Origin of the sequence: Zunongwangia mangrovi, assembly GCF_900112105.1 — a bacterium.
Taxonomy (GTDB): domain Bacteria; phylum Bacteroidota; class Bacteroidia; order Flavobacteriales; family Flavobacteriaceae; genus Zunongwangia; species Zunongwangia mangrovi.
On record NZ_FOKV01000001.1, the window covers coordinates 382,535 to 406,230 of the forward strand.

Annotated in this window: 22 protein-coding genes; 11 read left to right on the forward strand and 11 right to left on the reverse strand. The window is 37.4% G+C overall.

Features of this window, described 5'->3' with window-relative positions; translation table 11 throughout:
* Positions 1–4 precede the first annotated feature (4 nt).
* The gene (locus BM201_RS01760) at positions 5–463 is read left to right on the forward strand and encodes a DUF3995 domain-containing protein (protein WP_092539677.1); all 459 of its coding nucleotides are present in this window, start codon (positions 5–7) and stop codon (positions 461–463) included.
* A gap of 63 nt (positions 464–526) precedes the next feature.
* Here the strand turns inward: BM201_RS01760 and BM201_RS01765 are convergent, their stop codons facing one another.
* The 3 genes from BM201_RS01765 to BM201_RS01775 are packed head-to-tail and all read right to left on the reverse strand — an operon-like array spanning position 527 to position 4,539.
* Complete coding sequence (locus BM201_RS01765; protein ID WP_092539678.1) at positions 527–2,125, reverse strand: MFS transporter; 1,599 nt, start codon at positions 2,123–2,125, stop codon at positions 527–529.
* A 3-nt stretch (positions 2,126–2,128) separates the two neighbouring features.
* Entirely contained in the window at positions 2,129–3,190 is a 1,062-nt protein-coding gene (locus BM201_RS01770) for an HlyD family secretion protein (RefSeq protein ID WP_092539679.1), read from the reverse strand.
* Complete coding sequence (locus BM201_RS01775; protein WP_092540576.1) at positions 3,190–4,539, reverse strand: TolC family protein; 1,350 nt, start codon at positions 4,537–4,539, stop codon at positions 3,190–3,192. The genes BM201_RS01770 and BM201_RS01775 overlap by 1 nt, the downstream gene beginning before the upstream one ends.
* A 96-nt stretch (positions 4,540–4,635) precedes the next feature.
* Between BM201_RS01775 and BM201_RS01780 the strand changes: the two genes are divergently transcribed.
* Positions 4,636–5,442: a helix-turn-helix domain-containing protein gene (locus BM201_RS01780; protein ID WP_092539680.1), complete on the forward strand. Its 807-nt coding sequence runs from the start codon at positions 4,636–4,638 to the stop codon at positions 5,440–5,442.
* A 54-nt stretch (positions 5,443–5,496) separates the two neighbouring features.
* Here BM201_RS01780 and amaB read toward each other — a convergent pair whose 3' ends face one another.
* Together amaB and BM201_RS01790 are read right to left on the reverse strand one after the other, a co-directional pair.
* A complete protein-coding gene (gene amaB / locus BM201_RS01785) occupies positions 5,497–7,050 on the reverse strand; it encodes an L-piperidine-6-carboxylate dehydrogenase (RefSeq protein ID WP_092540578.1) in 1,554 nt (517 codons plus the stop codon).
* Positions 7,051–7,084: 34 nt separating this feature from the next.
* Complete coding sequence (locus BM201_RS01790) at positions 7,085–7,627, reverse strand: 3-hydroxyanthranilate 3,4-dioxygenase (protein WP_041578510.1); 543 nt, start codon at positions 7,625–7,627, stop codon at positions 7,085–7,087.
* Positions 7,628–7,941: 314 nt separating this feature from the next.
* On the opposite strand from BM201_RS01790, the gene BM201_RS01795 reads away from it, so the two are divergent.
* The 8 genes from BM201_RS01795 (at position 7,942) to trxA (ending at position 18,032) form a co-directional block, all read left to right on the forward strand.
* Positions 7,942–9,018, forward strand: coding sequence for an isoaspartyl peptidase/L-asparaginase family protein (locus BM201_RS01795; protein WP_092539681.1), 1,077 nt, complete (start codon positions 7,942–7,944; stop codon positions 9,016–9,018).
* Positions 9,019–9,192: 174 nt separating this feature from the next.
* Entirely contained in the window at positions 9,193–10,020 is an 828-nt protein-coding gene (locus tag BM201_RS01800) for a phospholipase A (RefSeq protein WP_092539682.1), read from the forward strand.
* Positions 10,021–10,095: 75 nt separating this feature from the next.
* Positions 10,096–10,575 carry a GbsR/MarR family transcriptional regulator gene (locus BM201_RS01805; protein ID WP_092539683.1) on the forward strand — a complete coding sequence of 160 codons (480 nt, stop codon included), beginning with the start codon at positions 10,096–10,098 and terminating at the stop codon, positions 10,573–10,575.
* A 26-nt stretch (positions 10,576–10,601) separates the two neighbouring features.
* Positions 10,602–11,732 (forward strand): efflux RND transporter periplasmic adaptor subunit, encoded by a 1,131-nt coding sequence (locus BM201_RS01810; RefSeq protein ID WP_092539684.1) that lies wholly within the window; start codon positions 10,602–10,604, stop codon positions 11,730–11,732.
* An 18-nt stretch (positions 11,733–11,750) separates the two neighbouring features.
* Positions 11,751–14,891, forward strand: coding sequence for an efflux RND transporter permease subunit (locus BM201_RS01815; RefSeq protein ID WP_092539685.1), 3,141 nt, complete (start codon positions 11,751–11,753; stop codon positions 14,889–14,891).
* Positions 14,892–14,904: 13 nt separating this feature from the next.
* The gene (locus BM201_RS01820) at positions 14,905–16,302 is read left to right on the forward strand and encodes an efflux transporter outer membrane subunit (RefSeq protein ID WP_092539686.1); all 1,398 of its coding nucleotides are present in this window, start codon (positions 14,905–14,907) and stop codon (positions 16,300–16,302) included.
* Positions 16,303–16,480: 178 nt separating this feature from the next.
* Positions 16,481–17,593 carry an adenylate/guanylate cyclase domain-containing protein gene (locus BM201_RS01825; protein ID WP_092539687.1) on the forward strand — a complete coding sequence of 371 codons (1,113 nt, stop codon included), beginning with the start codon at positions 16,481–16,483 and terminating at the stop codon, positions 17,591–17,593.
* Between the two features lie 142 nt (positions 17,594–17,735).
* Positions 17,736–18,032: a thioredoxin gene (gene trxA / locus BM201_RS01830; protein WP_092539688.1), complete on the forward strand. Its 297-nt coding sequence runs from the start codon at positions 17,736–17,738 to the stop codon at positions 18,030–18,032.
* On the opposite strand, the gene BM201_RS01835 is transcribed toward trxA, so the two are convergent.
* Genes BM201_RS01835 through BM201_RS01845 form a run of 3 tightly spaced genes read right to left on the reverse strand, consistent with a single transcriptional unit; the run spans position 18,029 to position 19,642 of the window.
* On the reverse strand, positions 18,029–18,496 hold the full coding sequence (locus BM201_RS01835; RefSeq protein ID WP_092539689.1) for a YciI family protein: 468 nt from the start codon (positions 18,494–18,496) through the stop codon (positions 18,029–18,031). The genes trxA and BM201_RS01835 overlap by 4 nt on opposite strands.
* Before the next feature lie 17 nt (positions 18,497–18,513).
* The gene (locus BM201_RS01840) at positions 18,514–18,981 is read right to left on the reverse strand and encodes a CYTH domain-containing protein (protein ID WP_092539690.1); all 468 of its coding nucleotides are present in this window, start codon (positions 18,979–18,981) and stop codon (positions 18,514–18,516) included.
* On the reverse strand, positions 18,968–19,642 hold the full coding sequence (locus tag BM201_RS01845; protein ID WP_092539691.1) for an NAD(P)H-binding protein: 675 nt from the start codon (positions 19,640–19,642) through the stop codon (positions 18,968–18,970). The genes BM201_RS01840 and BM201_RS01845 overlap by 14 nt, the downstream gene beginning before the upstream one ends.
* 97 nt (positions 19,643–19,739) lie before the next feature.
* On the opposite strand from BM201_RS01845, the gene dinB reads away from it, so the two are divergent.
* Positions 19,740–20,828, forward strand: a complete 1,089-nt coding sequence (gene dinB / locus BM201_RS01850) for a DNA polymerase IV (protein WP_092539692.1) — start codon at positions 19,740–19,742, stop codon at positions 20,826–20,828.
* A gap of 96 nt (positions 20,829–20,924) precedes the next feature.
* Here the strand turns inward: dinB and pyk are convergent, their stop codons facing one another.
* The 3 genes from pyk to rnc form a co-directional block, all read right to left on the reverse strand.
* Complete coding sequence (gene pyk, locus BM201_RS01855) at positions 20,925–22,355, reverse strand: pyruvate kinase (RefSeq protein WP_092539693.1); 1,431 nt, start codon at positions 22,353–22,355, stop codon at positions 20,925–20,927.
* The gene (locus BM201_RS01860; protein WP_092539694.1) at positions 22,355–22,843 is read right to left on the reverse strand and encodes an IPExxxVDY family protein; all 489 of its coding nucleotides are present in this window, start codon (positions 22,841–22,843) and stop codon (positions 22,355–22,357) included. Before BM201_RS01860 ends, pyk begins: the two co-directional genes overlap by 1 nt.
* Positions 22,844–22,959: 116 nt before the next feature.
* Positions 22,960–23,691 (reverse strand): ribonuclease III, encoded by a 732-nt coding sequence (gene rnc, locus BM201_RS01865; protein ID WP_092539695.1) that lies wholly within the window; start codon positions 23,689–23,691, stop codon positions 22,960–22,962.
* Between the last annotated feature and the right edge of the window lie 5 nt (positions 23,692–23,696).

Below are 23,696 nucleotides of genomic sequence, written 5' to 3' on the forward strand. Positions count from 1 at the left end.
AAAAATGAAAAGCATACTTGCCAGAATATTGACAATTATATTTTTCATTCTTTCAATCATTCATTTTTATTGGTCACTTGGTGGGAAATGGGGTTTCGAAATCGCAATTCCTAGTAATGAACAAGGAATCAAAATTCTCAAACCGAGTACGATTGATTGTATTGTAATTGGATCATTATTGCTACTCTTTGGCTTTGTTTACCACTTTTCCCAGAAACCATTAAAAAACAAAATCTTAGATTCTATCCGAAATTTAATGCTTTGGACAATACCTATTATATTTTTGATAAGATCAATAGGTGATTTTAGGTTTGTTGGCTTTTTCAAACAGGTTACAGAAACTGAATTCGCAAGTTTGGATACCACATTTTATTCCCCTTTATGCCTAATCATTGCAGTCATTGGAATTTCATATTTGGTTATAAAAACAACCAAAAAGAATAATTCCGGCTTCGATCAATAAGCTTGGGGAGACCTAAGGATCGAAAACCGGAATTATAAAATTTTAGAAAAATCTCGTTAAAGTTTAAATCGGAATTAACTTCGCTCCTATCTTTCTAATATGATAGTGAAAATGCGGAATCAATGCGATCGCCAGCATTACCACACCTATAAAGACACTCATATAAATAAAGTAATCTCTAACAAACATCAGGTTGGTTTGCTTGCCAACTTCCCGACTCAGCAACGCATTTGATGCATTAGGCGATTCAACCAGATTTCCTTCTTGTTGTAAAACTTGGGAATATTCAGCAATATGTTGCATTGCAATAGGATTATCGGCTGTTAAATGTTCAGCAAAAGATTGTTGATGTACTTTTTGTTGATGCAAACTCATAAACGAAACCAGCGCCATACTTGCGGTAAACGTAAAAAACCGAAACGCCACACCGGTTACCGATGCTGAAAATCCTATGTTTGGCGGTACGGCGGTTACATAAAACATTACGATCGATAAAATTAAACTTCCGTTACCAAAACCCTGTAAAAACAAAGGCAGCAAAAGATCACTCATTTCAGCCTGATTGGCAAGCACATTTAAACTCAGCAAATGATATCCCAATAAGGCAGCAAACCCAGTGATCCAAATTAGCCTGATATTCATTTTAGCCAGAATAAATCTAGCGGTTAAAGCTGCGCCAACAATAATCCCCACGGCATTGATCAGCATCACATATCCCTGATTATACATATCTAAATTCACACTATTTCCGAAGAAACCATAGAGCGCGCTAGTATCACCTTTTGCAAAATAAAATGCAATAAGCAACAGCATCCCGATCCTAAAATTTCTGGTTTTAAAAACACCAAGATCGATATAAGGATCTTTCAGCTTTAATTGTCTTATCACAAAAAGCATTGTAAAAAACACAAAAGCGATCATACAAAGTGTGATTCGTATACTTTTTAACCAATGATAATATTGGCCGTACAATAAAATATAAGCGATTAAAATTAGCGGAGTTGCCAGCAATACAAAACTCTTCCAGTCTACATTTTTAAACGGAATCTTCCCTTCTGGACGTAGATCGATCTTTGGTTTCAGCATAAATAAAAACAATAATAATCCCGGAATCAAAGCATAGATCTTTACCAGAAAGATCGTGTTGAAATCGTATTCAGTAAACACATAAGCATCTAAGATTTGCGCTAATGGTGCCGTTGCAAATAATGAAGAATACAAGGTTGCATATCCCAAAACCCGACTACGTTGCGCGTGAAATTGCCTAAAGATCATACTAAAACTTATTCCAATAAAACTTAGCGATAACACACCGCCAAAAAATCGCAGAATCAATAAAACTGCAAAACTACTTGTAGAATATAAAATGAGATTGATCGCCACGTAAATTAATGCGCATCCCACCAAATATGGCCTCGATGAAAACCGATTAAAAAAATGTTTTTCTATCGGGAAAGCACAAACGATCGCCAGGTAAAAGATCACCACAGACAGGCGAACATCGATCGCATCGATCCCATAATAACTTGCAGCGCTATTGATCCCGGCCATATAAATTCCCAATACCGAAGCAATCGGAATTAGAAATAAAAAAATGCCTACTAAAATTAACCAATCTGGCACCCAGCTTTTAAAAACATCACTATTTTTTGCACTCGGCATAACTTAAGATTTTGGTACAAAAACCTCAGCATTCATCCCTGCACGAAGTTTTTGCAATTTTGAAGCATCATCTGTAAACAGAATTCTAACCGGGAAACGCTGCGTGATCTTTACAAAGTTTCCGGTGGCGTTATTGGTTGGTAACAAAGAAAATTCAGATCCTGTTGCCGGCGAAAGTGATTCTATTTTTCCGTGGAAGGTTTCATCGGGATACGCATCTACCGTGATGGTCGCTTCCTGGCCTTCCTGCATTTTTGCGATCTGAGTTTCTTCAAAATTTGCCACGATCCATTTTCCCTGGTTTTGATCTACAATAAAACCAATGGTTTGCCCTTTTTGAACATATTGGCCTTCCTGCAAATTCTTTTTTCCCATATAACCGTCTGATGGCGCCACGATAACCGAATATTTCATATCCAGTTTTACACGCTCTAAAGTAGATTTTCGCTGCTGAATATTAGCTTTCGCCACCGCGATCTGCGCATTTACATCTCGGGTTCTTCCTTGCGAAGCATCGTAGGTGTTTTTAATTGCTTCAACATTCGATTTTGCAACTTCTAACCTGGTTTTTACATTTTCGAATTGTTGTTGGGTAACCGCTTCTCCCTCAAGCAACTTCTTGTAACGATTAAATTCTTGCTGCTGTTGCCATAATTCGGCTTCTGCAGCACTAATTTTTGCCTCGCTCACACTGGCGTTACTGCTTGCCGTTCCTACATTGCTTTCTAAAACTTTTAGTTGAGCTTCTGCGGAAGCTAAAGCAGCTTCGGCTTCTTGCAAACTCACATTCGCTTCATCTTTATCTAAAACGATTAGCGTATCGCCTTTCGCTACTTTTTGATGATCGCTATACCTAATTTCCTGAACGTATCCGTTAGATCTGCTCAAGATCGGGTTAATATATTCTTTAACCTGCGCATCGTTGGTTTGTTCGTATTTCCAAAAGTTGACTAATGCAAACACGCCCCAAATGATAAGCGCCAGCAACACGATTAGTGCAACGATATATGTTGTTTTTACTGCTGCCTTATCTATATTTTCGTATTTCTTAATTTTATCGCTCATTATAATTCGCCTGTTATTTTTAGTAGTTGGTAGTAATGTAATCTTGCTGAAATTCTATTGTTTACCAGTTCGAATTTCGCCTGTAATAATTGCGTATCTGCTTCTAAAAGATCGGTAAGTAAGGAAAGCTGATTGAAATAAGTTTGGTTCACGATTCGGTAACTTTCCTGCGCCTGGTCGATATTCATCTTCGCAATTTCAATTTTCTCCAGATCTTCCTGTAAATGTTTATAGGAAGCTTTTACACCTTTTCGAAGCTGATCTTCGGTATTTTGCTGCTCTAATTTTTGACGCTCTACCGCTATTTTTGCAGCTTCTTCTTTGTGTTTATCGTGATATAAAGCTGAAAGATCGTAGGTTAACTGTATCCCGGCAATTCCCAAAAGATATGGAGCTGTCTCGTAAGGATACAACTGAATTTGCGGGTACGAATACGTGTAATCTCCAAACAATCCTATTCTTGGCAATTTATCGGCTTTCAACTCTTCTTCCTGAAGTTCGCGCATTTCGATCTGCTTTTCAGCAATTCTGGATCTTGGCGAAACTTCCAGCGCATCATTCACATAATCACGATAAGTTTGTTCAGCTTTTAGCATATTTACCTGTATGCTATCTACAGGTTTTATAGGCTGTTCATCTTCAAAACCTACCAGAATGTTTAGCGATTGCGTGGCCAACTCTACATTATTTTTCATCTCCAACAAATTGGTTTGTTGTCTTGAAAGCTGAAGTTTTGCACGCAAAAGGTCACTTTTTAAAACCACGCCATTTTCATACAATTTCGTGATCTGGTCTAAGCGCTTTTCATTTCTTTCGATATTCTGAAGAATTAACTGCTTAAATTCCATCGAACGCTGCATATCTAAATAAGCTTCAGCGACACGATAATGAATGGCAGATGCAGTTTCTTCTTCCAGATACGTTAATAATTCCTGCCTTGTTTCAGCTTCAGAAATCTGTAGATTGGTTTTATTTCCGTTATAAATATTGAAATACGCCTGTACTCCTGCGTTATATGTGGTATGATCTTCTAAATGAATGTATTCGGCATCATTTCTAATTCCATCCACAAAAATCGGGATATTAGAAAGCTGCCCATAACTTCCTTCTACTTCTACGTGCGGTAAACGTTGACGCTTAACGTTAATCACGTTCTCCTTACCAATTTCTTTATCAAGACCTCTTAACCGAATCTCTTTGCTGTAGGTGTTAGCGCGATTCCAGGCTTCTTCAAGACTTAGCGAAATGCTATCCTGAGTGACCTGCGCGACTGCCAACTGACTAAAATTCAACAAAAAGAGACTTAAAGTAAGTTTTATAATTCTGTCGTTCACTTCTTTAAATTTCATTTTGCAAATTTCTGCCATATCTTCAAGTCTTATTTTCAAAAATTAGCCAAATATTTTATAATTTCAGCCAATGTTAATTTCTGAAGTTACCTTGCAATGCATCCATTTTTAGAGAAAGTAAAGCGTGATCCTGATAGCTTTTTTGTGCATCACACTAAAATTGAAGAACAATTGCCAATGCACAGCCACAATAAACACCAAATGAGCTATGTAGAAGGTGGCGTTGCTTTTTTAAATACCCGGAACAAATCATACTTTTTCCCGGCAAGGCATTTTATCTGGATCCCGGCAGGGCGAGAACACAACGTAATTTCACGGACTTCAGTAAAATTTGTTCGGAATATTTTCTTCCCAATATGGGTGATCCCGAAAGACCATAAATTACAGGAACGTGGCGGCATTTTTCCCGTAACCGATCTATTGATGGAAATGATCTATTATACGGAAAAATGGCGCGGAGATGTTACTAAAAAAGATAAATCTCAGTTAGAATTTTTATTAGCGCTAAAGAATATTGTTTTAGATGCTGCTGAAAATCCTTTGCCCATTGTTTTACCTACTACCGAAAATGAATCTTTACGACCAATATTAAAATACATTCATCAACATATCGATCAGCCGCTATATTTAGATAAAATCGCCGAAGAATTTGGGCAAAGTTCACGCACACTTTCACGCCTGTTTCAGGGAAATATGGAAACTTCGTTTTTGCAATACGTAAAACTTTCGCGCACCATTAAAAGTATGGAAATGCTCTTGCAAACCGATCTTTCGATCACTGAAATTGCTTACAGCTGCGGTTACAACAGCCTTTCAGCATTTAGTTATGCTTTTCAGCAAATCGTGCATCGATCACCAAAAGAGTTTAGAAAGCAAACAGAACTAAAAAATAAAACCTCGTAATTTTAGAAAAACTACGAGGTTGATATTGTATAATTTCAGCACTAATTTTTTGCGCTATAAATCGAATTTGATTCCTTGCGCTAAAGGTAATTCTGTCGTGTAATTGATCGTATTGGTTTGTCTGCGCATATAGACTTTCCAGGCATCAGAGCCAGATTCACGACCGCCACCGGTTTCTTTCTCACCACCAAAAGCGCCACCAATTTCAGCTCCTGAAGTTCCAATATTTACATTCGCAATTCCACAATCTGAACCTTCAACCGATAAGAAACGTTCGGCTTCTCGTAAATTATTCGTCATAATTGCTGAAGAAAGTCCCTGGCGAACGCCGTTCTGTAATTCTAGTGCATTACTTACATCGCCTTTATACTTCATAATATAAAGCACGGGGGCAAAAGTTTCGTGTTGTACGATTTCAAAATGATTCTCAGCTTCAGCAATTGCCGGTTTTACATAACAGCCACTCTCGTAACCTTCGCCCTCTAAAACGCCACCTTCTACTAAAACTTTACCGCCTTCTTCTACCACTTTTTCTAAAGCAGCTTGGTAATTTTTCACCGCATCTTTATCGATTAGCGGCCCAACGTGACTATTTTCATCTAACGGATTCCCGATCTTAATTTGCTGATAAGCATCTACGATCGCATTTTTCACTTTATCGTAAATATCTTCGTGCACAATTAATCTTCGGGTGGACGTACAACGTTGCCCGCAAGTTCCTACCGCTCCAAAAACAGCACCGATCACCGTATTTTTAATATTCGCATCTGGAGTGACGATAATCGCGTTATTTCCGCCCAATTCTAAAAGCGATTTCCCTAATCGGCCGGCCACTTCTTTCGCTACGGTTTTTCCCATTCTGGTAGAACCCGTTGCAGAAATTAGAGGAATTCGCTCATCTTTGGTCATCAACTCACCTACTTTATAATCACCGGTGATCAAGCAGGAAATACCTTCTGGCACTCCGTTTTCAGAAAAAACACGAGCAGCAATATTCTGGCAAGCTACCGAGGTAAGCGGAGTTTTCTCTGAACCTTTCCAGATACAAGCATCGCCACAAACCCAAGCCAAAGCAGTATTCCACGACCAAACAGCTACCGGAAAGTTAAATGCCGAGATAATCCCAACAACTCCTAATGGATGGTATTGTTCGTACATTCTGTGTCCGGGACGTTCAGAATGCATCGTTAAACCGTGTAATTGACGTGATAATCCCACTGCAAAATCACAGATATCAATCATCTCCTGAACTTCGCCTAAACCTTCCTGATACGATTTTCCCATTTCGTAAGAAACCAGTTTTCCCAGTGGTTCTTTTAGTCGGCGTAATTCGTCATTGAATTTTCTAACAACTTCACCTCGTTGCGGAGCCGGCATTGTTCGCCATTCCTTAAATCCCTTTTCTGCCGTAGTGATTACTTTTTCGTAATCTTCAGGTGTGGTGGCTTTTACTTTTCCTATCAAAGCACCATCAACCGGAGAATAAGATTCGATAATTTCTCCGCCAGAAAAGAAATCTTTCCCAGTCGAAGTCCCATTGTTTATATCTTTAAGCCCTAATTCTTCTAAGGCTTTATCAATTCCAAAATCTTTTGCGATTTGACTCATTTTTTCTGTGCGTGTGGTTTGTTTGTTCGTTTGCTTAATCTTCGTCTGCCACAAAACGAGGATCGGTTGGCATTACCTCTCCACAATTATCACAGGTTCTTAAGTCTTCACTAGCATAAAAGTCTTTAAAGTGTTTTAAAAAGTCTTTTTCGATATCTTCTAGTGGAAAATAAACTTCGTGCAATTTATGATTACAATGATCACAAAACCATAACAAGCCATCTTCACCCGGCAAATCCACCCGTTTACGCTCTACCACTAATCCTAAAGAATTTTCGTGACGAACTGGTGAATGTGGCACTTTAGCCGGATTCAAATACATATCTCCAGGCCCCAATTTCATGGTTTTTTTCACACCTTCATCCTGAATATGAACTTCGATATTCCCTTCCAGCTGGTAAAATAATTCTTCAGTTTCGTTATAATGATAATCCTTTCTGGCATTTGGCCCGGCAACGATCATCACGATATAATCATCTGCTTCTCTGTATAAATTTCGGTTTCCAACCGGTGGTTTCAAAGTATCGCGGTTCTCTTCGATCCACTTGGTAAGATTAAAAGGTTTAGCTACAGCCATAATTTAATTTTTGAATCTAAAATTACACAATATGAACAAAAGAAACCCAAGATTCGATAAATATCTGGCGCTTTACTATGGCTAAGATTGGGCGATTTCAGGATGATTTTTAGAAACTCTATAAGTATATGCTGTTTTATAATTACTAGGGCGTTTGGCCAAAATCACTGCGTTTTTTTGGCCACCGTGCTATTCGTTGCAAGTCCGCAGCGCCAAAAAAGGTGCTTTACGGGCTTTTCACTGCTATCACTAACGCGATTTTAAAGATTTCAATTAATTTATATAACTTCAACCCATCTAAACTCTAATATTCGATGAAAAAACTACTTCTTCTTTTTAGCATTTTCGCCTTTATTTCTTGCGGAGAAACTTCAGAAAAAGAAAGTGCTACTTCTTCAACTTCCGAAGAAAACTCAACCGAAAATACAAATGATAGTATTCCTAATTTTGGGATTGTAATTCATGGTGGTGCTGGTACGATCCTCAAAAAAAACATGACCGATTCTCTTGAAAAAGCTTACAAAGTAAAACTTGAAGAAGCCATAAGAACAGGTCACGAAATTTTAGCAAATGGCGGGACAGCGATCGAAGCGGTGCAACGAACTATAAATGTGATGGAAGATTCTCCATTGTTCAATTCGGCTAAAGGTGCAGTTTTTGCAAATGACGAAACCAACCAACTGGATGCTTCTATTATGGATGGAGAAACTTTAAATGCCGGTGCAGTCGCTGGAGTTTCGAATGTGAAAAATCCTATCAACCTGGCTTATGAAGTAATGGAAAACTCTGAACATGTGCTGCTTGCCGGAAAAGGAGCGGAAGAATTTGCCGCGCAACGCGGACTAGAAATCGTTGATCCAAGCTACTTTTATACTGAAAATCGATTTAAAAGTTTACAACGTGTAAAAGAGCGCGAGGCAGAAAAAACAGGAAACAAAACAGCTGCCAATTACGATAGTTTTATCAAAGATTCTAAATTTGGAACCGTAGGCTGCGCTGCTTTGGATAAAAACGGAAATCTTGCAGCGGGAACTTCTACCGGCGGGATGACCAATAAAAAATGGAATAGAATTGGCGATTCTCCCATCATAGGCGCCGGGACTTACGCTAACAACGCAACCTGTGCGGTATCATCTACCGGTTGGGGAGAATTCTTCATACGTGGCGTGGTAGCTTACGATATTTCAGCACTAATGGAATATAAAGGATTCAGCTTACAGGAAGCGTCAGCTGAGGTTATTCAGAAAAAAGTACCAGAAATGGGCGGCGATGGCGGAATCATTGCCATAGATCATGATGGTAATGTAGCGATGGAATTTAATACTGCCGGGATGTACCGCGCTACCATGAATAAAAAGGGTGAGCTAAAAATTGGTATTTACGGCGAATAATTTCAGCTTAAAAATATAGATTTAAGCCCTGTTTTTTCAGGGCTTTTTTATTTGTTAAACCAATCTATAAATAAAATCGAAGCCCTAAATTTGCAAAACTAGTTCTAAAACTTTCAAAAATCGGTTTTTACTGTTATTTTTTAAAGGCAACCTCAACAATTGAATTCTATTTTGATGAAAATCCTCTTTGCTTTATTTACTTTCTGTTTTCTACTTAAACCTGTTTATGCACAACGACTTACAAAAGAAGAATTACAGGATAGTGTAAAGACGATTCCATCTTTCACCATTCATAAAGACAATTATTTTATTACCGGCGTTCCTACGCATACTGGGATTAGCAAAAAGACTGCAGACGCTAAATATCAGGTAAGTTTTAAGCAATTACTTTTCAGAAAAAAAGTGCCGCAGGATTCTTATTTATTTTTAAAATATACCCAAAAGGCTTTCTGGAATATCTACGAATTTTCCAGCCCTTTTGAAGAAATAAATTTTAATCCTGGAATTGCGTATTCCAAATATTTCTACGACAAAGATAACAGGGTAAATTCTTTAGCAACACTGGCTTTAGAGCACGAATCGAATGGTCGCGACAGTATTTATTCTCGTAGTTGGAATTTTGTTTCTTTAGAATATTACCGGGCAATTTCTAAAAAACTTGTGGCAGGAGTGAAAGCCTGGCTGCCTTTTTACTACAAAGAGAGTAATCCAGACCTTATGGATTACTCTGGATACGGTCAGTTAAATTTTGATTATGAGTTTATCCCAAATAGACTTTATGCGCAATTGATGCTTCAAAAAGGACTTTCATTAGACTGGAAAGGTGCTGCGAGACCAAGAATTTTATACAATCCTTTTAATAGCGTTAACCAATTTATCGTATTAGAATGGTTTACCGGTTACGACGAAAATCTTATTGAGTACGATCAATATCGCAGTGTAATACGTATTGGGTTCCTTTTGAAGAGCAATGAATTCGATTTTCTACGCGCTAGAAAATAATTAACTTTATTTTAAGTTTATTTAGTTCGGTAGTTTCCGAACCAATCATACCTTTGCACTTCTAAATTTTGAATCATGAATTGTTGTTCAGAAGAAAAAGGGAAGTTGATCGAGGAGATAGGAGTGCGATTTGAACAGGTGCATCAATTAGCGCCTTTGGCTGCAAGAATCTATGCTATAATGATTCTATCACCTAAAGACGGGCACACTTTCGATGAGATCTTATCGATCACAAAGGCCAGTAAAAGCTCTGTTTCTACTCATTTAAATCATCTTTTACAACTTAAAAAAGTAGAATATTTTACAAAACCCGGTGATCGTAAAAGATATTTTCGAGCCAGTACCTATTATTTAAAAAATACACTCGAAGAGTATCATGTAAACATCACTGAAGAAATTAAATTAATTGATAAAATCATAAACTTCAACAAAACAAATAATACTCAGAAGTTTCAGAACACAGGGCAAATCGCACTGCTATTCAGAGAGTATTTAGAATCTCAAAAAGTGAATATTGAGAGCGTAATAAACAAAATGTCTAAAATAGAAATCTAATAATCCTTACCCCTAATTATTTAATAATGAGAACAATTAAAACTTATATTGGTCTTGCCGCTGGAGTTCTTATGCTCATTTCTTGCGGAGATGATAAGTCGAACCAGCAGCAGGCACAGGCACAGCAACAGGCAATGCCTTTACCTGTGGTAACAATTACCACTAAAACGGTAACGGGATACAACTCGTATCCTACAAGAATCGAAGGTATCGTAAACAGTGATGTACGTGCTAAAGTACAGGGATACATCCAGGAGGTTTTGGTAGACGAAGGTGAAAAAGTTCGTAAAGGACAGCCACTTTTTAAACTAGAAACCCAATCGCTAACCCAGGATGCCAATGCTGCAAAAGCAAGCGTTAATGCTGCACAGGTAGAAGTAGACCGTTTAGCTCCACTAGTAGAAAAAGACATTATTAGTGAAGTGCAGTTAGAAACAGCAAAAGCACAACTAGAACAGGCTAAAAGTCAGTACGAAAGTATTAGCGCTAGTATTGGTTATGCAACTGTAAAAAGCCCGGTAGATGGTTATGTTGGTTCCATTCGATTAAGACAGGGAACACTTGTAGGACCAAACGATACGACCCCACTTACTACGGTATCTGATATTGAGAAAGTATATGCTTATTTCTCGATGAACGAATCTGATTATCTAAACTTTATCCAATCTACTGAGGGTGAAAACCGCCAGGAAAAAGTAGATAACTTCCCTGAAGTTTCTTTGGTATTAACTAACGGAGCTACTTACGAAGAGAAAGGAAAGATCCAGACCGTAACAGGACAGGTAAATCAAAATACAGGTACGGTGAGCTTTAGAGCGATCTTTGATAATCCTAATCAACTTATTACCAACGGTAACAGTGGTACGATCAAAATCCCGGTGACTTACGAAGATGCAACGGTAGTACCACAAAACTCAACTTTCGAACAACAAGGAAAAGTATTAGCATATAAAGTTGGCGAAGGAAACAAAGTATCTTCTGCTGCGATAGAAACCAAAGCAGCTATTGGAAACCTGTATGTTATAGAATCTGGTTTACAAAAAGGTGACAAAATTGTAGCTAAAGGTGCCGGGAAACTACGTCCAGGCGCAGAGATCCAGCCACAAGAAGTTGCTTTTGACAGTATTGCTAAACCGGTAGATCAATTATTTCAATAATCCTTAGATAACAAGACAATGCTTAAAACATTTATAGAAAGGCCCGTCCTCTCTACAGTGATATCTATTATCATTGTTATTTTGGGGGTTCTTGGGCTTAGCAATTTACCCGTAGAGCAGTATCCAGATATTGCTCCACCTACCGTACAGGTAACCGCAAATTACACGGGTGCCAGTGCTGAAACGATTTTGGAGAGTGTAATTATCCCTATTGAAGAACAAATTAACGGGGTTGAGGGGATGACCTACATTACTTCTACAGCTACCAACAATGGTACTGCTGAGATTACCGTTTATTTTGATCAGGAAACAGATCCAGATATTGATGCGGTAAACGTACAAAACCGTGTAGCATTAGCCAATCCATTACTGCCACAGGAGGTAACTCAGGCAGGGGTTGTAACTCAGAAAAGACAGACCAGTTCTTTAATGTTCTTGTCATTTTATTCTGAAAACCCAGATTATGATGCTACATACATCAACAACTACCTTAACATTAATGTTGTACCTGAATTTAAAAGGGTAAACGGGGTTGGTGATGTGAACGTATTTTCTCGTCAGGATTACGCGATGAGAATTTGGTTAGATCCAAATAAACTTGCAAACTACGATCTTGTACCTTCAGATGTAACAGCAGCACTAAACGAACAGAGTTTAGAAGCGGCGGCTGGTACACTTGGTCAAAACAGTGGAGAAACTTTTTCTTACACGATCAAATATCCAGGTCGTTATAAAGAAGAAGGCCAATATGAAGATATCATCATCAAAGCTCTTGGTAATGGTGAATTTTTAAGACTTAAAGATGTTGCTGAAATTCAGCTAGATGCACAAAATTACCAGGTAAGTTCCAGAACATTAGGGCATCCTAGTGTGAGTATGGCGATCTACCAAACAAAAGGTTCTAACGCACAGGAAATTATTGAAAACATTAAATCCAGAATGGAAGAACTGAAGAAGGACTTCCCAGAAGGAATGGATGTTTTTATACCATTTGACACTAACGAATTCCTTAATGCTTCTATCGACAAAGTAGTTCATACACTTTTTGAAGCCTTTATTTTAGTATTCGTTGTAGTATTTATTTTCCTTCAGGATTTTAGATCGACACTTATTCCTGCGATTGCAGTACCGGTATCGATTCTGGGTACATTCTTTTTCCTTAACCTGTTTGGATACTCGATTAACCTCTTAACGCTTTTCGCCCTAGTACTTGCCATTGGTATTGTAGTGGATGATGCGATTGTGGTCGTAGAGGCTGTACATGCCAAAATTGATGAAGGTGCCAAAGATGCTCAAAAAGCAACTATAGATGCCATGCACGAGATTTCTGGAGCGATTGTTTCGATTACTTTAGTAATGGCAGCGGTATTTATCCCGGTAACTTTTATTACTGGTCCTACAGGAGTTTTCTATGAGCAGTTTGGTATTACGCTTATCGTTTCGATATTTATCTCAGCGATAAACGCATTAACATTAAGTCCGGCATTGTGTGCATTATTCCTTAAACCACATGACGAGCATGAAGATCATAAGAAGAAAAATTTCTTACAGCGCTTCTATGCTGCATTCAACCGTGGATTCAATGCAACAATTCATCGATATGGTAAATCATTGCATTTCTTATACAAACACAAGTGGATTACCGCTGTAATCCTTATACTTTCAGCTGTTGGTATCTGGTGGACGTCTACTACTACTCCTACAGGATTTGTACCTAATGAAGATAGAGGTATTGTATTTGCCAATGTTGAATTACCTGCAGGTTCTTCTCTAGATAAAACTCACGAAATTACTGGAGAACTTTACAATAAAGTAAAAGATCTACCAGGAGTTGAAGGACTAAACATGGTAGACGGATTTAGTTTATTGAATGGACAGGGTAGTAACTACGCTCTTGGATTCATCAAATTAAAAGACTGGAGCCAGAGAGAAGAAGACTCACTGTCTGCAGACGCAATAACCGGACAGTTATTTGGTATCGCAAGTACGATTCCAGATGCAAACATTATTTTCTTTGCCCCACCAAGTATTCCTGGATTTAGTGCCTCATCTGGTGTTGAAGTAAATCTACTCGATCGTTCTGGTGGTGACTTTAAAGAATTTGACCAGGCAAATCAGGAGTTTATGCAAAACCTAATGTCACATCCAGAAATTCAATACGCGCAATCTGCATTTAATACTAATTACCCACAATACCAGATGGATATTAATATTCCACTGGCCAAGCAAACCGGGGTAACTATTAGTGATATTTTTGCGACCATTCAGGGGTATGTAGGAGGTATTTATGCAGCCGATTTCTCTAGATTTGGTAAACAATATCGTGTGTATATTCAGGCCTATCCAAACGAAAGAGCCGACAAGGATGATCTAAATAAAATGTTTGTTCGTACAGAGACTGGCGATATGTCGCCGCTTAGCGAATATGTAAGTTTAGAGCGTGTTTATGGACCACAATCTGTAACAAGGTTTAACCTGTTTAATTCGACCACTTTAAACGTTGCGATGAACCCAGGATTTAGTTCTGGTGATGGTATTAATATCGTAGAATCTGAAGCTTCTAAATTAGCGAATAACTATGATATTGCTTATTCAGGACTAACTCGTGAAGAGGTAAATGCAGGTAGCCAGACCGTAATGATCTTTATCTTATGTGTGGTATTTGTTTACTTCCTGCTTTCAGCACAATATGAAAGTTACTTGTTACCATTTTCAGTAATTCTTTCATTACCCTTAGGTATTTTTGGGGCTTATCTTAGTACCAAATTAATGGGACTGCAGAACAACATCTACTTCCAGATCGCATTGATCATGCTGGTAGGATTGCTGGCTAAGAATGCGATCCTTATCGTAGAGTTTGCGATTCAGCGACGTAGAAATGGCGAGTCTATTGTAGATGCGGCCATTGATGGTGCAAAAGCACGTTTACGTCCAATCCTTATGACCTCGTTTGCCTTTATTCTTGGACTTATGCCTTTAGTACTGGCTAGCGGAGTTGGTGCAGCGGGTAACCGATCAATTGGTACCGGTGCTGTTGGAGGATTATTGATAGGTACAGTATTAGGTGTATTTGTGATCCCAATTCTATTTATCCTATTCCAGTGGCTTCAGGAGAAAGTTGGAAAGAAACCAGAAGCCGTAAAAAATATAGAATCTTAGAAAGCCATTAAAGATGAAAACAAAGATAAATTTTAAAACCCTGGTTTTTCCATTGGTCATTCTTAGCTTACAATCTTGTTTTGTTGCTAAAGAATACGAGCGACCAGAGGTGGTAAAAGAAGAAAATTATAGAACAGACAGCCTGCCACAGGATAGTATCACAATGGCCGATGTTTCCTGGAAGGATATGTTTACAGATCCTATTCTACAAGGATATATTGAAGAAGGACTGGAAAATAATATCGATATTAGAGTAGCCATGCAGCAAATTCTTGCTGCAGAGGCTTACCTAAAACAAGGAAAAGCAAGCTATTTCCCATCATTATCAGGAAATGCTTCACTAACGCACCAGGAACTTTCTTCTAACAGTCAGTTTGGTGGATTATTCTCTTCTTTAGATCAATACGAAGTTTCAGGAAGCCTTTCATGGGAAGCTGATATTTGGGGAAGAATTAGAAGTAATAAACGTGCTTTTGAAGCCAGTTATCTGCAGAGTGTTGCAGCGCATCAGGCAGTAAAAACAACCTTGATCGCTAATATTGCTTCAAGTTATTACCAATTGGTGGCTTTAGATGAACAAAAGGAGGTTACTGAAAAAACCATCGAAAACCGAAAGAAAAGTCTGGAAACCAATAGAGCTCTTAAAGAAGCTGGTAATATTACTGAAGTTGGTGTGAAACAAACAGAAGCACAATTATATACTGCCCAGGCCTTATTGATCGATATTAATAACCAGATTAGGTTACTAGAAAATACGATCTCAATTCTTTTAGCAAAAGAGCCAACATCGATCGATCGTACAACATTAGAAGGACAGGAGATCGAAACCGAATTGAAAACGGGCGTGCCGGCACAATTGCTTAGAAATAGACCAGATGTTATGCAGGCAGAATATGGATTAGTTAATGCTTTTGAGCTAACCAATGCGGCGAGAGCAAACTTTTATCCACAAATTACCCTTACTGCAACTGGTGGGGTACAGGCTTTAAGTGCAGGAGATCTTTTTGACACCAATTCATTATTTGCGACGATCGTAGGTGGACTTACCCAACCCATCTTCCAAAGAAGAGAAATAAGAACACAGTACGAAGTGGCCCAGGCACAGCAGGAGCAAGCAAGATTACAGTTTAGACAGGCTTATTTAACAGCCACTAAAGAAGTTGCCGATGCTCTCTATAATTACGAAGCCTCTACAGATCGTATCGAGATCAAAGAAAAAGAATACGACTCTTACAGCACTGCTACAGATTATTCTGAAGAATTGCTAAACTATGGTTTAGCGAACTACCTGGAAGTATTAACGGCAAGAGAAAATGCCTTAAACTCCAGATTAGATCTGATCAATGCCAAATACTCCCAATTAAATTCTATGGTAAATTTATACCAGGCACTTGGGGGAGGATGGCAATAGTTTGAATCTTGTTATTTGTTAATTGTTGGAAATAGCCCCGGATTTAAAAAAATTCGGGGCTGTTTTATCGCATTATTTCGCTTAGAATTAAAATCAATGCGTTTAAAAGTTATATTTTTGCTTATCCAATTTTTTTCATCAATCATCACAAACTTTTCGAACAAAAACTACAAAGCTTATGGGAAAATATTACGCTGTAAATTTCTATAGCTTTTCTAACCAATATCCGTTTTTAAGCAAGATCATTAAACAGATCATCTTCTGGATCTTCGCGTATGGATTATTGTTTTTAATTATACATTTCACCGCATTGTCTGTGTTACAGGCAATGGGAAGACCTACAGATATTTCTATTTCTGGCGTGCTTACACTCTTTCTTAGCCTTGGTGCTTTATTAGGTTTAGCTTTAGGGATCATCGACCATTTTCTTAAAAATTATATGTTTAGAAATCGCTCGTTAGGTTTTAATATTCTGGTGGGTGGTGTACTCTATTTTACGGTACTTACTTCGATAATTTTTCTATTACGATATATTGTTATAGAATTTATTAGCGGTACGTTTTTAAATCAATATACCGAGCATATTATTAGGATGAATTGGGAATATTACAACGTGATCATCTTAAGTTATACGCTATTTATGACTTTAGTGCTGAGTTTTATTAATCAGATGACCAATAAATTTGGACCAGGTCTTATCTTACCTTTTTTACTTGGTAAATTCCGTTACCCAGCTGAAGAGAATAGATTATTTATGTTTTTGGATCTTAAGGATTCTACCCAATTGGCCGAAAAGCTTGGGCATTTGCGCTATAGTGCTTTTATCCAGGAAAGCTTTATGGACATCAATCAAATGGTGAAAAAATATAATGCCCAGATCTATCAATACGTAGGTGACGAAATTGTAGTAAGCTGGCCGCTTAGATGCTTTGATTCTTCTTTAGCGATCGAATTTTTCTACGCCGTCCACAAACGGTTTCAGCATAAAAAAGAGCATTATTTAAAGGCCTACGATCACGTTCCTGTTTTTAAAGCCGGTGCTCATCAAGGCTTGGTTACTGCTGTAGAAGTTGGTGATATAAAACGTGAAATTGCTTATCATGGCGATACTTTAAATGTGGCTTCAAGGATAGAGGGATTATGCAAAACCTATGATAAATTAATCCTTATCTCTGGCAAGGTAAACGAGAATCCTAAAATTGCCGAAAACTTCATTGTAAAACCTTTAGGGCCACAAAAACTGGAAGGAAGAGAAGTGAGTGTAGATGTTTTTTGTGTTGCTGAAAAATAAGCCAAATACTTAACAGCATTGCATTTTAATTTTCTTCTGAATTTCCTAAATTTACGTAAAGCTGAAGCATTAAGATTGTAAAAAATATTGCGGTATTTTATGAAATTTCAGCAATGATAAACCACCACGTAAAACAAATAATATGAGCACTTTTGGAGATATCATCACAGACGAAAATCCTGTTTTAATCGATTTTTATGCCGATTGGTGCGGCCCATGTAAAACTTTAGCGCCAATTTTAAAAGAAGTAAAGACCGAACTTGGTGAAAATATCAAGATCATTAAAATCGATGTAGATAAAAATCAGCAACTTGCGGCAAAATACCAGGTAAGGGGTGTCCCAACCATGATGCTATTTAAAAATGGAGCTCAACTTTGGCGCCAATCTGGTGTTTTACAAAAGCAGGATATTATCAATATTATTAAATCTAAGGCTTAATTTAATTTATTGCCTTTGGCTGTCCACCAGGGATGAACTTCTATAGTTAATCGTCCCGCTTTTACCATAGGATCCAAATTGGCTAAACTGTCGGCTTCTTTTAGTGTTCTGGTATTATAAACGGCAATACCTTTTATATCGCTGCTATCCTCAAATGGGCCAATTAAACTGGCATAACCTTCATTACCCATTCGTTCTAAATGCGCCATATGCTGCTGTTGTAATTTTGCTAAACTAAGCGAATCCTGATCTCGATTTGGCCCAGCTTTCAAAAAAACCATATAATATTGTTGCATTAAGTAAGTGGTGTCACCTTCTTTATAAGTAAAGCTTTTAAAACCATCTTCTTGTAATTGCTTTGACATTTCTTCCGCAGAAATCTTATCTTCCTTTTTCTCTTTATCTTCTTCAACAGAAGTTGATTTATCTGTATGACATGAAATAAAAATGAGGCTCAAAATCATCAAAAATCGAAAGCATTTTACCATGATTTATACGGATTTTTACTCAGTTGCGAATTGTAATATTTTGGATCTCCGGTAACTTCCTGCCCTAGCCATTTCGGTTTTTCAAAATTTTCATTTTCAGATGCTAACTCAACTTCAGCAACGATCAAGCCTTCGTTTTCACCATAAAACTCATCTACTTCAAAAATATGACTGGCAGATTTCACCAAAAACCGGGTTTTATCGATCATTCCAGGCTCACAAAGTTTTAAAAGTGCTTCAGCTTCAGTTTTATCGATTTCTTTTTCCCATTCAAAACGGCTTAATCCTGCTTCATTATTTTTTCCTTTTACGGTAAGGAAGGCAGTTTCATCCTTAATTCTTATACGAACGGTACGCAGTCGATCTGTATTTAAAAAACCTTGTGTAATGCGGTTCTTTTGATAAAATTCTGCTTTAAAATCTTCATTTTTAACTAAAAACTTCCTTTCAATTTCTACCATCGTATTTTGCTGCGAGTTCGTTTATTTTATTTGATTTTATTATGGAATCTGAATACCAAAAGTTTGCGACATGCATCATCGCTTTGGCGATATTCTCAGATCTAACAGATCGATATTTTTTAAGATTCCCTACAAGCATAAAATTAAATAATTTAAAAGCATGCGTGGCGACTTTCTCAAAAAAACGTTTTTCTTCTCGATCTCCCACTATTAATGCCGGCCTGAAAATGTAAATATTGGGAATACTTTTTTCCATCACATCCTGCTCCATTTCACCTTTTGTGCGATTATAGAAAATACTGCTATTCGCATCGGCTCCCATGGCAGAAATCACGACAAAACACTCGGCTCCCGTTTTGGCAGCTAACTTTGCAGCAGTAACCGGAATTCCGTGATCGATCTTCATATATTTCTCTTTATCGGGTGTCTTTGATTTTGTAGTGCCTACACAGCAAAATACATCATGTGCTTCAAAATCATCCTTATAATCTTCTAATTTTAGTACATCGATAAGATGTTCTTCCAGTTTTGGATGATCCTTCCCAAATTTACTTCTGGAAAATAAAGTTATTTTAGTATAATTTTCATTTTTTAAAAGTTCTTCTACCAAATGTCGCCCCGTTAATCCAGTGGCTCCCAAAACAATTGCCGTCTTTTCCATATTGCATGATTTAGATCGTTCTTTTAAATATAATTAAAATCATTTAGTGTATTTTCAAGATGGATTGTTTTAGCATTAAATTTGCAGAACCGTGAGAATGCGCAAGATAATTCATATCGATATGGATGCGTTTTACGCTTCAGTAGAACAGCTGGACAATCCCGAACTTAGAGGGAAACCCATCGCTGTTGGCGGTAGTTCGCAACGTGGCGTAGTTAGCGCTGCCAGTTACGAAGCTAGGAAGTTTGGGGTAAGAAGTGCTATGAGTAGCGTTATCGCCAAACGCAACTGCCCCGATCTTATTTTTGTTAAGTCTCGATTTGATCGTTATCGCGAAATTTCTCAGCAAATTAGAAGCATTTTTTTTGAGTACACCGATCTTGTAGAACCACTTTCTTTAGATGAGGCCTATCTAGACGTTACCGAAAATAAAATGGGCAATCCAAGTGCTACAATGATTGCAAGAGAAATAAGGGCGAAAATAAAGGAGAAAACGGGCCTAAACGCTTCAGCAGGAATTTCGATCAATAAGTTTATCGCAAAGGTTGCCAGCGATATTAACAAACCAAACGGACAAAAAACCGTGCATCCAGAGGAAGTTTCAGAATTTTTAGAACAACTAGAGATTAGAAAGTTTTATGGTGTGGGAAAGGTTACTGCCGAAAAAATGTACCGATTAGGAATCTTCACTGGGAAAGATCTAAAATCGAAATCTGAAGAATATCTGGCCGATCATTTTGGTAAACACGGGCCATATTATTATAATGTTGTACGAGGAATTCACGAAAGCGAAGTAAAACCAAACCGAATGCGAAAATCCCTTGGTGCAGAGCGCACTTTTAGCGAAAATATTTCTTCGGAAATTTTTATGCTTGAAAAACTTACCAATATTGCTGAAGAGATCGAACGTCGCCTGCAAAAGAGTAAGGTTGCAGGTAAAACAGTTACCTTAAAAATAAAATACAGCGACTTTACGCTACAAACACGAAGTAAGACGATCTCTTATTATATTTCTAGCAAAGAGTTGATCCTAGAGCTCGCGAAAGAACTTTTATACCAGGAAAAAATGAAAGATTCTGTGAGGCTTTTAGGTATTTCACTATCTAATTTAAATACCGATAAACCTTCAGCAAAAGAAAAAGAAGAAAAAAAAGAAGTGGTTGTTCAGCTAAAATTCGATTTCTAAAAAACTACCTGATTTTATCGAATATCGACTTCAGTAAAAACCATAAAAAAACCCCGACGTATCGGGGCTTCTTCTTTTATAAAAATTGTTTGGGTATTACTCAATTTCAGAAACTCGAAGCGTATTTACCATTCCTTTAGAAGCAATTGGCATCGCTGCAAGATTAATTGTAAAATCTCCCTGCTCTACAAAACCACCAGCTTTTGCGATACTGTTAATATCATCGATCGTCTCGTCTGTAGTGCTATATTTATCGTAATAAAAAGCCTTAACACCCCAAAGTAAACTTAAACGGTTAAGGATTCTTTTGTTATGAGTAAAAACTAAAATATGACTTTCTGGTCTCCAGGCAGAGATTTGGAAAGCTGTATATCCACTATTTGTTAAGGTACAAATTGCTTTGGCTTTAATCTCGTTAGCCATATGCGCTGCATGAAAACAAACTGCTTTAGTAATGTATCTTTTTGTACGCACGTGTGGAGGATCATGAGGAACTTTAATTAACGGAGAGTTCTCTACACTCGTTAAAATTGAAGCCATTTTCTCGATAACCTGAACTGGATATTGCCCTACAGAAGTTTCTCCACTAAGCATCACAGCATCTGCTCCATCCATAACCGAGTTAGCAACATCGTTCACCTCTGCTCTGGTAGGTGTTAAACTGGTGATCATTGTTTCCATCATTTGGGTAGCAATGATTACCGGGATACGTGCTTTTTTAGCAACAAGCACTAATTTTTTCTGAATTAATGGAACTTCCTGCGCCGGAATTTCTACACCAAGGTCTCCACGTGCAACCATTAAACCATCACAGTAAGCAACGATCTTTTCGATGTTGTCTACACCTTCTGGCTTTTCGATCTTAGCAATGATAGGGATCTTATATTCGGTATGCTGTTTAATTAGATCCTGAAGCTCAATAATATCTTTTTCGTGTCTTACAAAAGAAAGTGCGATCCAATCTACTTCTAAGCTACAGGCAAATTTCGCATCTTCAACATCTTTTTCTGTAAGTGCAGGTAAAGAAATATCTGTATTAGGAAGGTTTACTCCTTTTTTGGATTTTAAAGGACCTCCTTGTATAACTTTTGCTACAACTTCGTTTTCTCTATTTGTGCTAACAACCTCAAAGATCAATTTCCCATCGTCTAAAAGAATACGTTCTCCTTCGTTCACATCTCTAGGAAAAGCGTCGTAATTCATATAAACGCGTTCTTTAGAGCCCTCAAATTTTTCTCCAGTAGCAAAAACAATTTCATCTCCAGCAGCTACAACTACATCTTCTTTCATGGTCCCTACTCTTAATTTAGGACCTTGTAAGTCGGCTAAAATTGCAGCAGTAAAACCTTCTTCTTCATTAAGATCTCTAATCATTTGTACGCGCTCTCTAACATCATCATAATTAGCGTGAGAAAAGTTGATCCTAAAAACATTTACTCCTGCCTGAAGCATTTCTTTTAAGGTGTCTTTGGAACTTGTTGCCGGCCCTAAAGTGGCAACTATTTTTGTCTTCTTATTTGTTGGCATTATTCAAAAATTAGATTTTGTTTGGATTTTAATTGATCCACATGGATCTTGTAGGCAGCCTGTACCTGGGGAATACGACTTATAAGACTCACCAAATGGTGAACCTGTTGATCTTCTATATTTTCTTCTATCTTCAAAAAAAAGTCAACTTTTTTATATTGCGGAATAAGGTTAACCTCTAAAGGTCTTACTTCTTCTTCCAAAAATAAAGTACCAGCATTTAAAATCTTTCTGGATTTACCTTTAAATTTATTGCTTACAAGGCTGTAATCTCTATAATTCGCCAGGTCTTTGTACTTAAATAAAGCATACATTGCCTGCGCATCTTTATGATTAAAGTCAACATCAAAGCGACTTCGCATTAACTTTAAGTTTAAAAAACGGTTTAGCAAAAAAGCCATTTTATAAGGCTCTAAATTGGCATAAATCGCAATCAATTTAAAGTCATCTTCCTCGACATCATCCAGCAACATTTTATGTGCTTGCATGCTAAATCAACTTTATCGATAAAGATAAAATATCGATGACAAAAATAAAGATTTAAATTGATTAATTTTCATAATTTTTCACGAAAACGTTATAGTTATAGAGAATATGACAAAAATTAATTCATTTTATTTTGAAGTGCATAATATGCCCTTTTTGATGCTTTTTCCTCTGCTTTCTTTTTTGAGGTAGCACGTGCTTTAGAAATCACCTTTTTATCGATCCATAATTTTACCGCAAAATGTTTAAGTTCATCTTTGCCGGTATCCTCATAAACCTGGTAATTGAATTCCTTTTTTTGCTTTTGGCACCACTCTATTAAAAGACTTTTATAACTTATTACACGCCCTTCTAAAGTCTCGATATCTACATAAGGCTCGATCACTCGATTATAGATAAACTTAGTGCAGTATTTATAGCCTCTATCCAGGTATATTGCACCAATAAGTGCTTCAAAAATATTTCCGTGGATATTCACCCCAAATTGGTCGTTTGGGATATTTGATTTTACAAACCTAATAAGGTTCATATCTTTTCCTAACTCATTTAGATGCTTCCTACTAACGATCTTAGAGCGCATTTTGGTAAGATAACCCTCGTCACCTTCTGGAACTTTCTGGTAAAGATGAGATGCAATAACAGATCCTAACATGGCATCCCCTAAAAATTCGAGACGCTCATAATTAATAGGATTACCCAATTCGTCTTTAATATTAAGCGATCGATGCGTAAAAGCTCGCTCGTAGATTTCTATATTTTTAGGACGAAATCCGAGTAATTTATGGAGAGAATTAAAAAAATTCCCGCCCTTAGAAGAACGGGAATTTAATATGTTTCGAATAACACTCATTAAGA

Bases quoted from the DNA above. Each gene is read 5' to 3' on its own strand.
- BM201_RS01795 (WP_092539681.1), top strand. From the start codon at position 7,942: ATGAAAAAACTACTTCTTCTTTTTAGCATTTTCGCCTTTATTTCTTGC.
- BM201_RS01820 (WP_092539686.1), top strand. From the start codon at position 14,905: ATGAAAACAAAGATAAATTTTAAAACCCTGGTTTTTCCATTGGTCATT.
- BM201_RS01815 (WP_092539685.1), top strand. From the start codon at position 11,751: ATGCTTAAAACATTTATAGAAAGGCCCGTCCTCTCTACAGTGATATCT.
- amaB (WP_092540578.1), bottom strand. From the start codon at position 7,050: ATGAGTCAAATCGCAAAAGATTTTGGAATTGATAAAGCCTTAGAAGAA.
- BM201_RS01810 (WP_092539684.1), top strand. From the start codon at position 10,602: ATGAGAACAATTAAAACTTATATTGGTCTTGCCGCTGGAGTTCTTATG.
- trxA (WP_092539688.1), top strand. From the start codon at position 17,736: ATGAGCACTTTTGGAGATATCATCACAGACGAAAATCCTGTTTTAATC.
- dinB (WP_092539692.1), top strand. From the start codon at position 19,740: ATGCGCAAGATAATTCATATCGATATGGATGCGTTTTACGCTTCAGTA.
- BM201_RS01800 (WP_092539682.1), top strand. From the start codon at position 9,193: ATGAAAATCCTCTTTGCTTTATTTACTTTCTGTTTTCTACTTAAACCT.
- rnc (WP_092539695.1), bottom strand. From the start codon at position 23,691: ATGAGTGTTATTCGAAACATATTAAATTCCCGTTCTTCTAAGGGCGGG.
- BM201_RS01860 (WP_092539694.1), bottom strand. From the start codon at position 22,843: ATGCAAGCACATAAAATGTTGCTGGATGATGTCGAGGAAGATGACTTT.
- BM201_RS01770 (WP_092539679.1), bottom strand. From the start codon at position 3,190: ATGAGCGATAAAATTAAGAAATACGAAAATATAGATAAGGCAGCAGTA.
- BM201_RS01835 (WP_092539689.1), bottom strand. From the start codon at position 18,496: ATGATTTTGAGCCTCATTTTTATTTCATGTCATACAGATAAATCAACT.
- pyk (WP_092539693.1), bottom strand. From the start codon at position 22,355: ATGCCAACAAATAAGAAGACAAAAATAGTTGCCACTTTAGGGCCGGCA.
- BM201_RS01775 (WP_092540576.1), bottom strand. From the start codon at position 4,539: ATGAAATTTAAAGAAGTGAACGACAGAATTATAAAACTTACTTTAAGT.
- BM201_RS01790 (WP_041578510.1), bottom strand. From the start codon at position 7,627: ATGGCTGTAGCTAAACCTTTTAATCTTACCAAGTGGATCGAAGAGAAC.
- BM201_RS01825 (WP_092539687.1), top strand. From the start codon at position 16,481: ATGGGAAAATATTACGCTGTAAATTTCTATAGCTTTTCTAACCAATAT.
- BM201_RS01760 (WP_092539677.1), top strand. From the start codon at position 5: ATGAAAAGCATACTTGCCAGAATATTGACAATTATATTTTTCATTCTT.
- BM201_RS01805 (WP_092539683.1), top strand. From the start codon at position 10,096: ATGAATTGTTGTTCAGAAGAAAAAGGGAAGTTGATCGAGGAGATAGGA.
- BM201_RS01780 (WP_092539680.1), top strand. From the start codon at position 4,636: ATGCATCCATTTTTAGAGAAAGTAAAGCGTGATCCTGATAGCTTTTTT.
- BM201_RS01845 (WP_092539691.1), bottom strand. From the start codon at position 19,642: ATGGAAAAGACGGCAATTGTTTTGGGAGCCACTGGATTAACGGGGCGA.
- BM201_RS01765 (WP_092539678.1), bottom strand. From the start codon at position 2,125: ATGCCGAGTGCAAAAAATAGTGATGTTTTTAAAAGCTGGGTGCCAGAT.
- BM201_RS01840 (WP_092539690.1), bottom strand. From the start codon at position 18,981: ATGGTAGAAATTGAAAGGAAGTTTTTAGTTAAAAATGAAGATTTTAAA.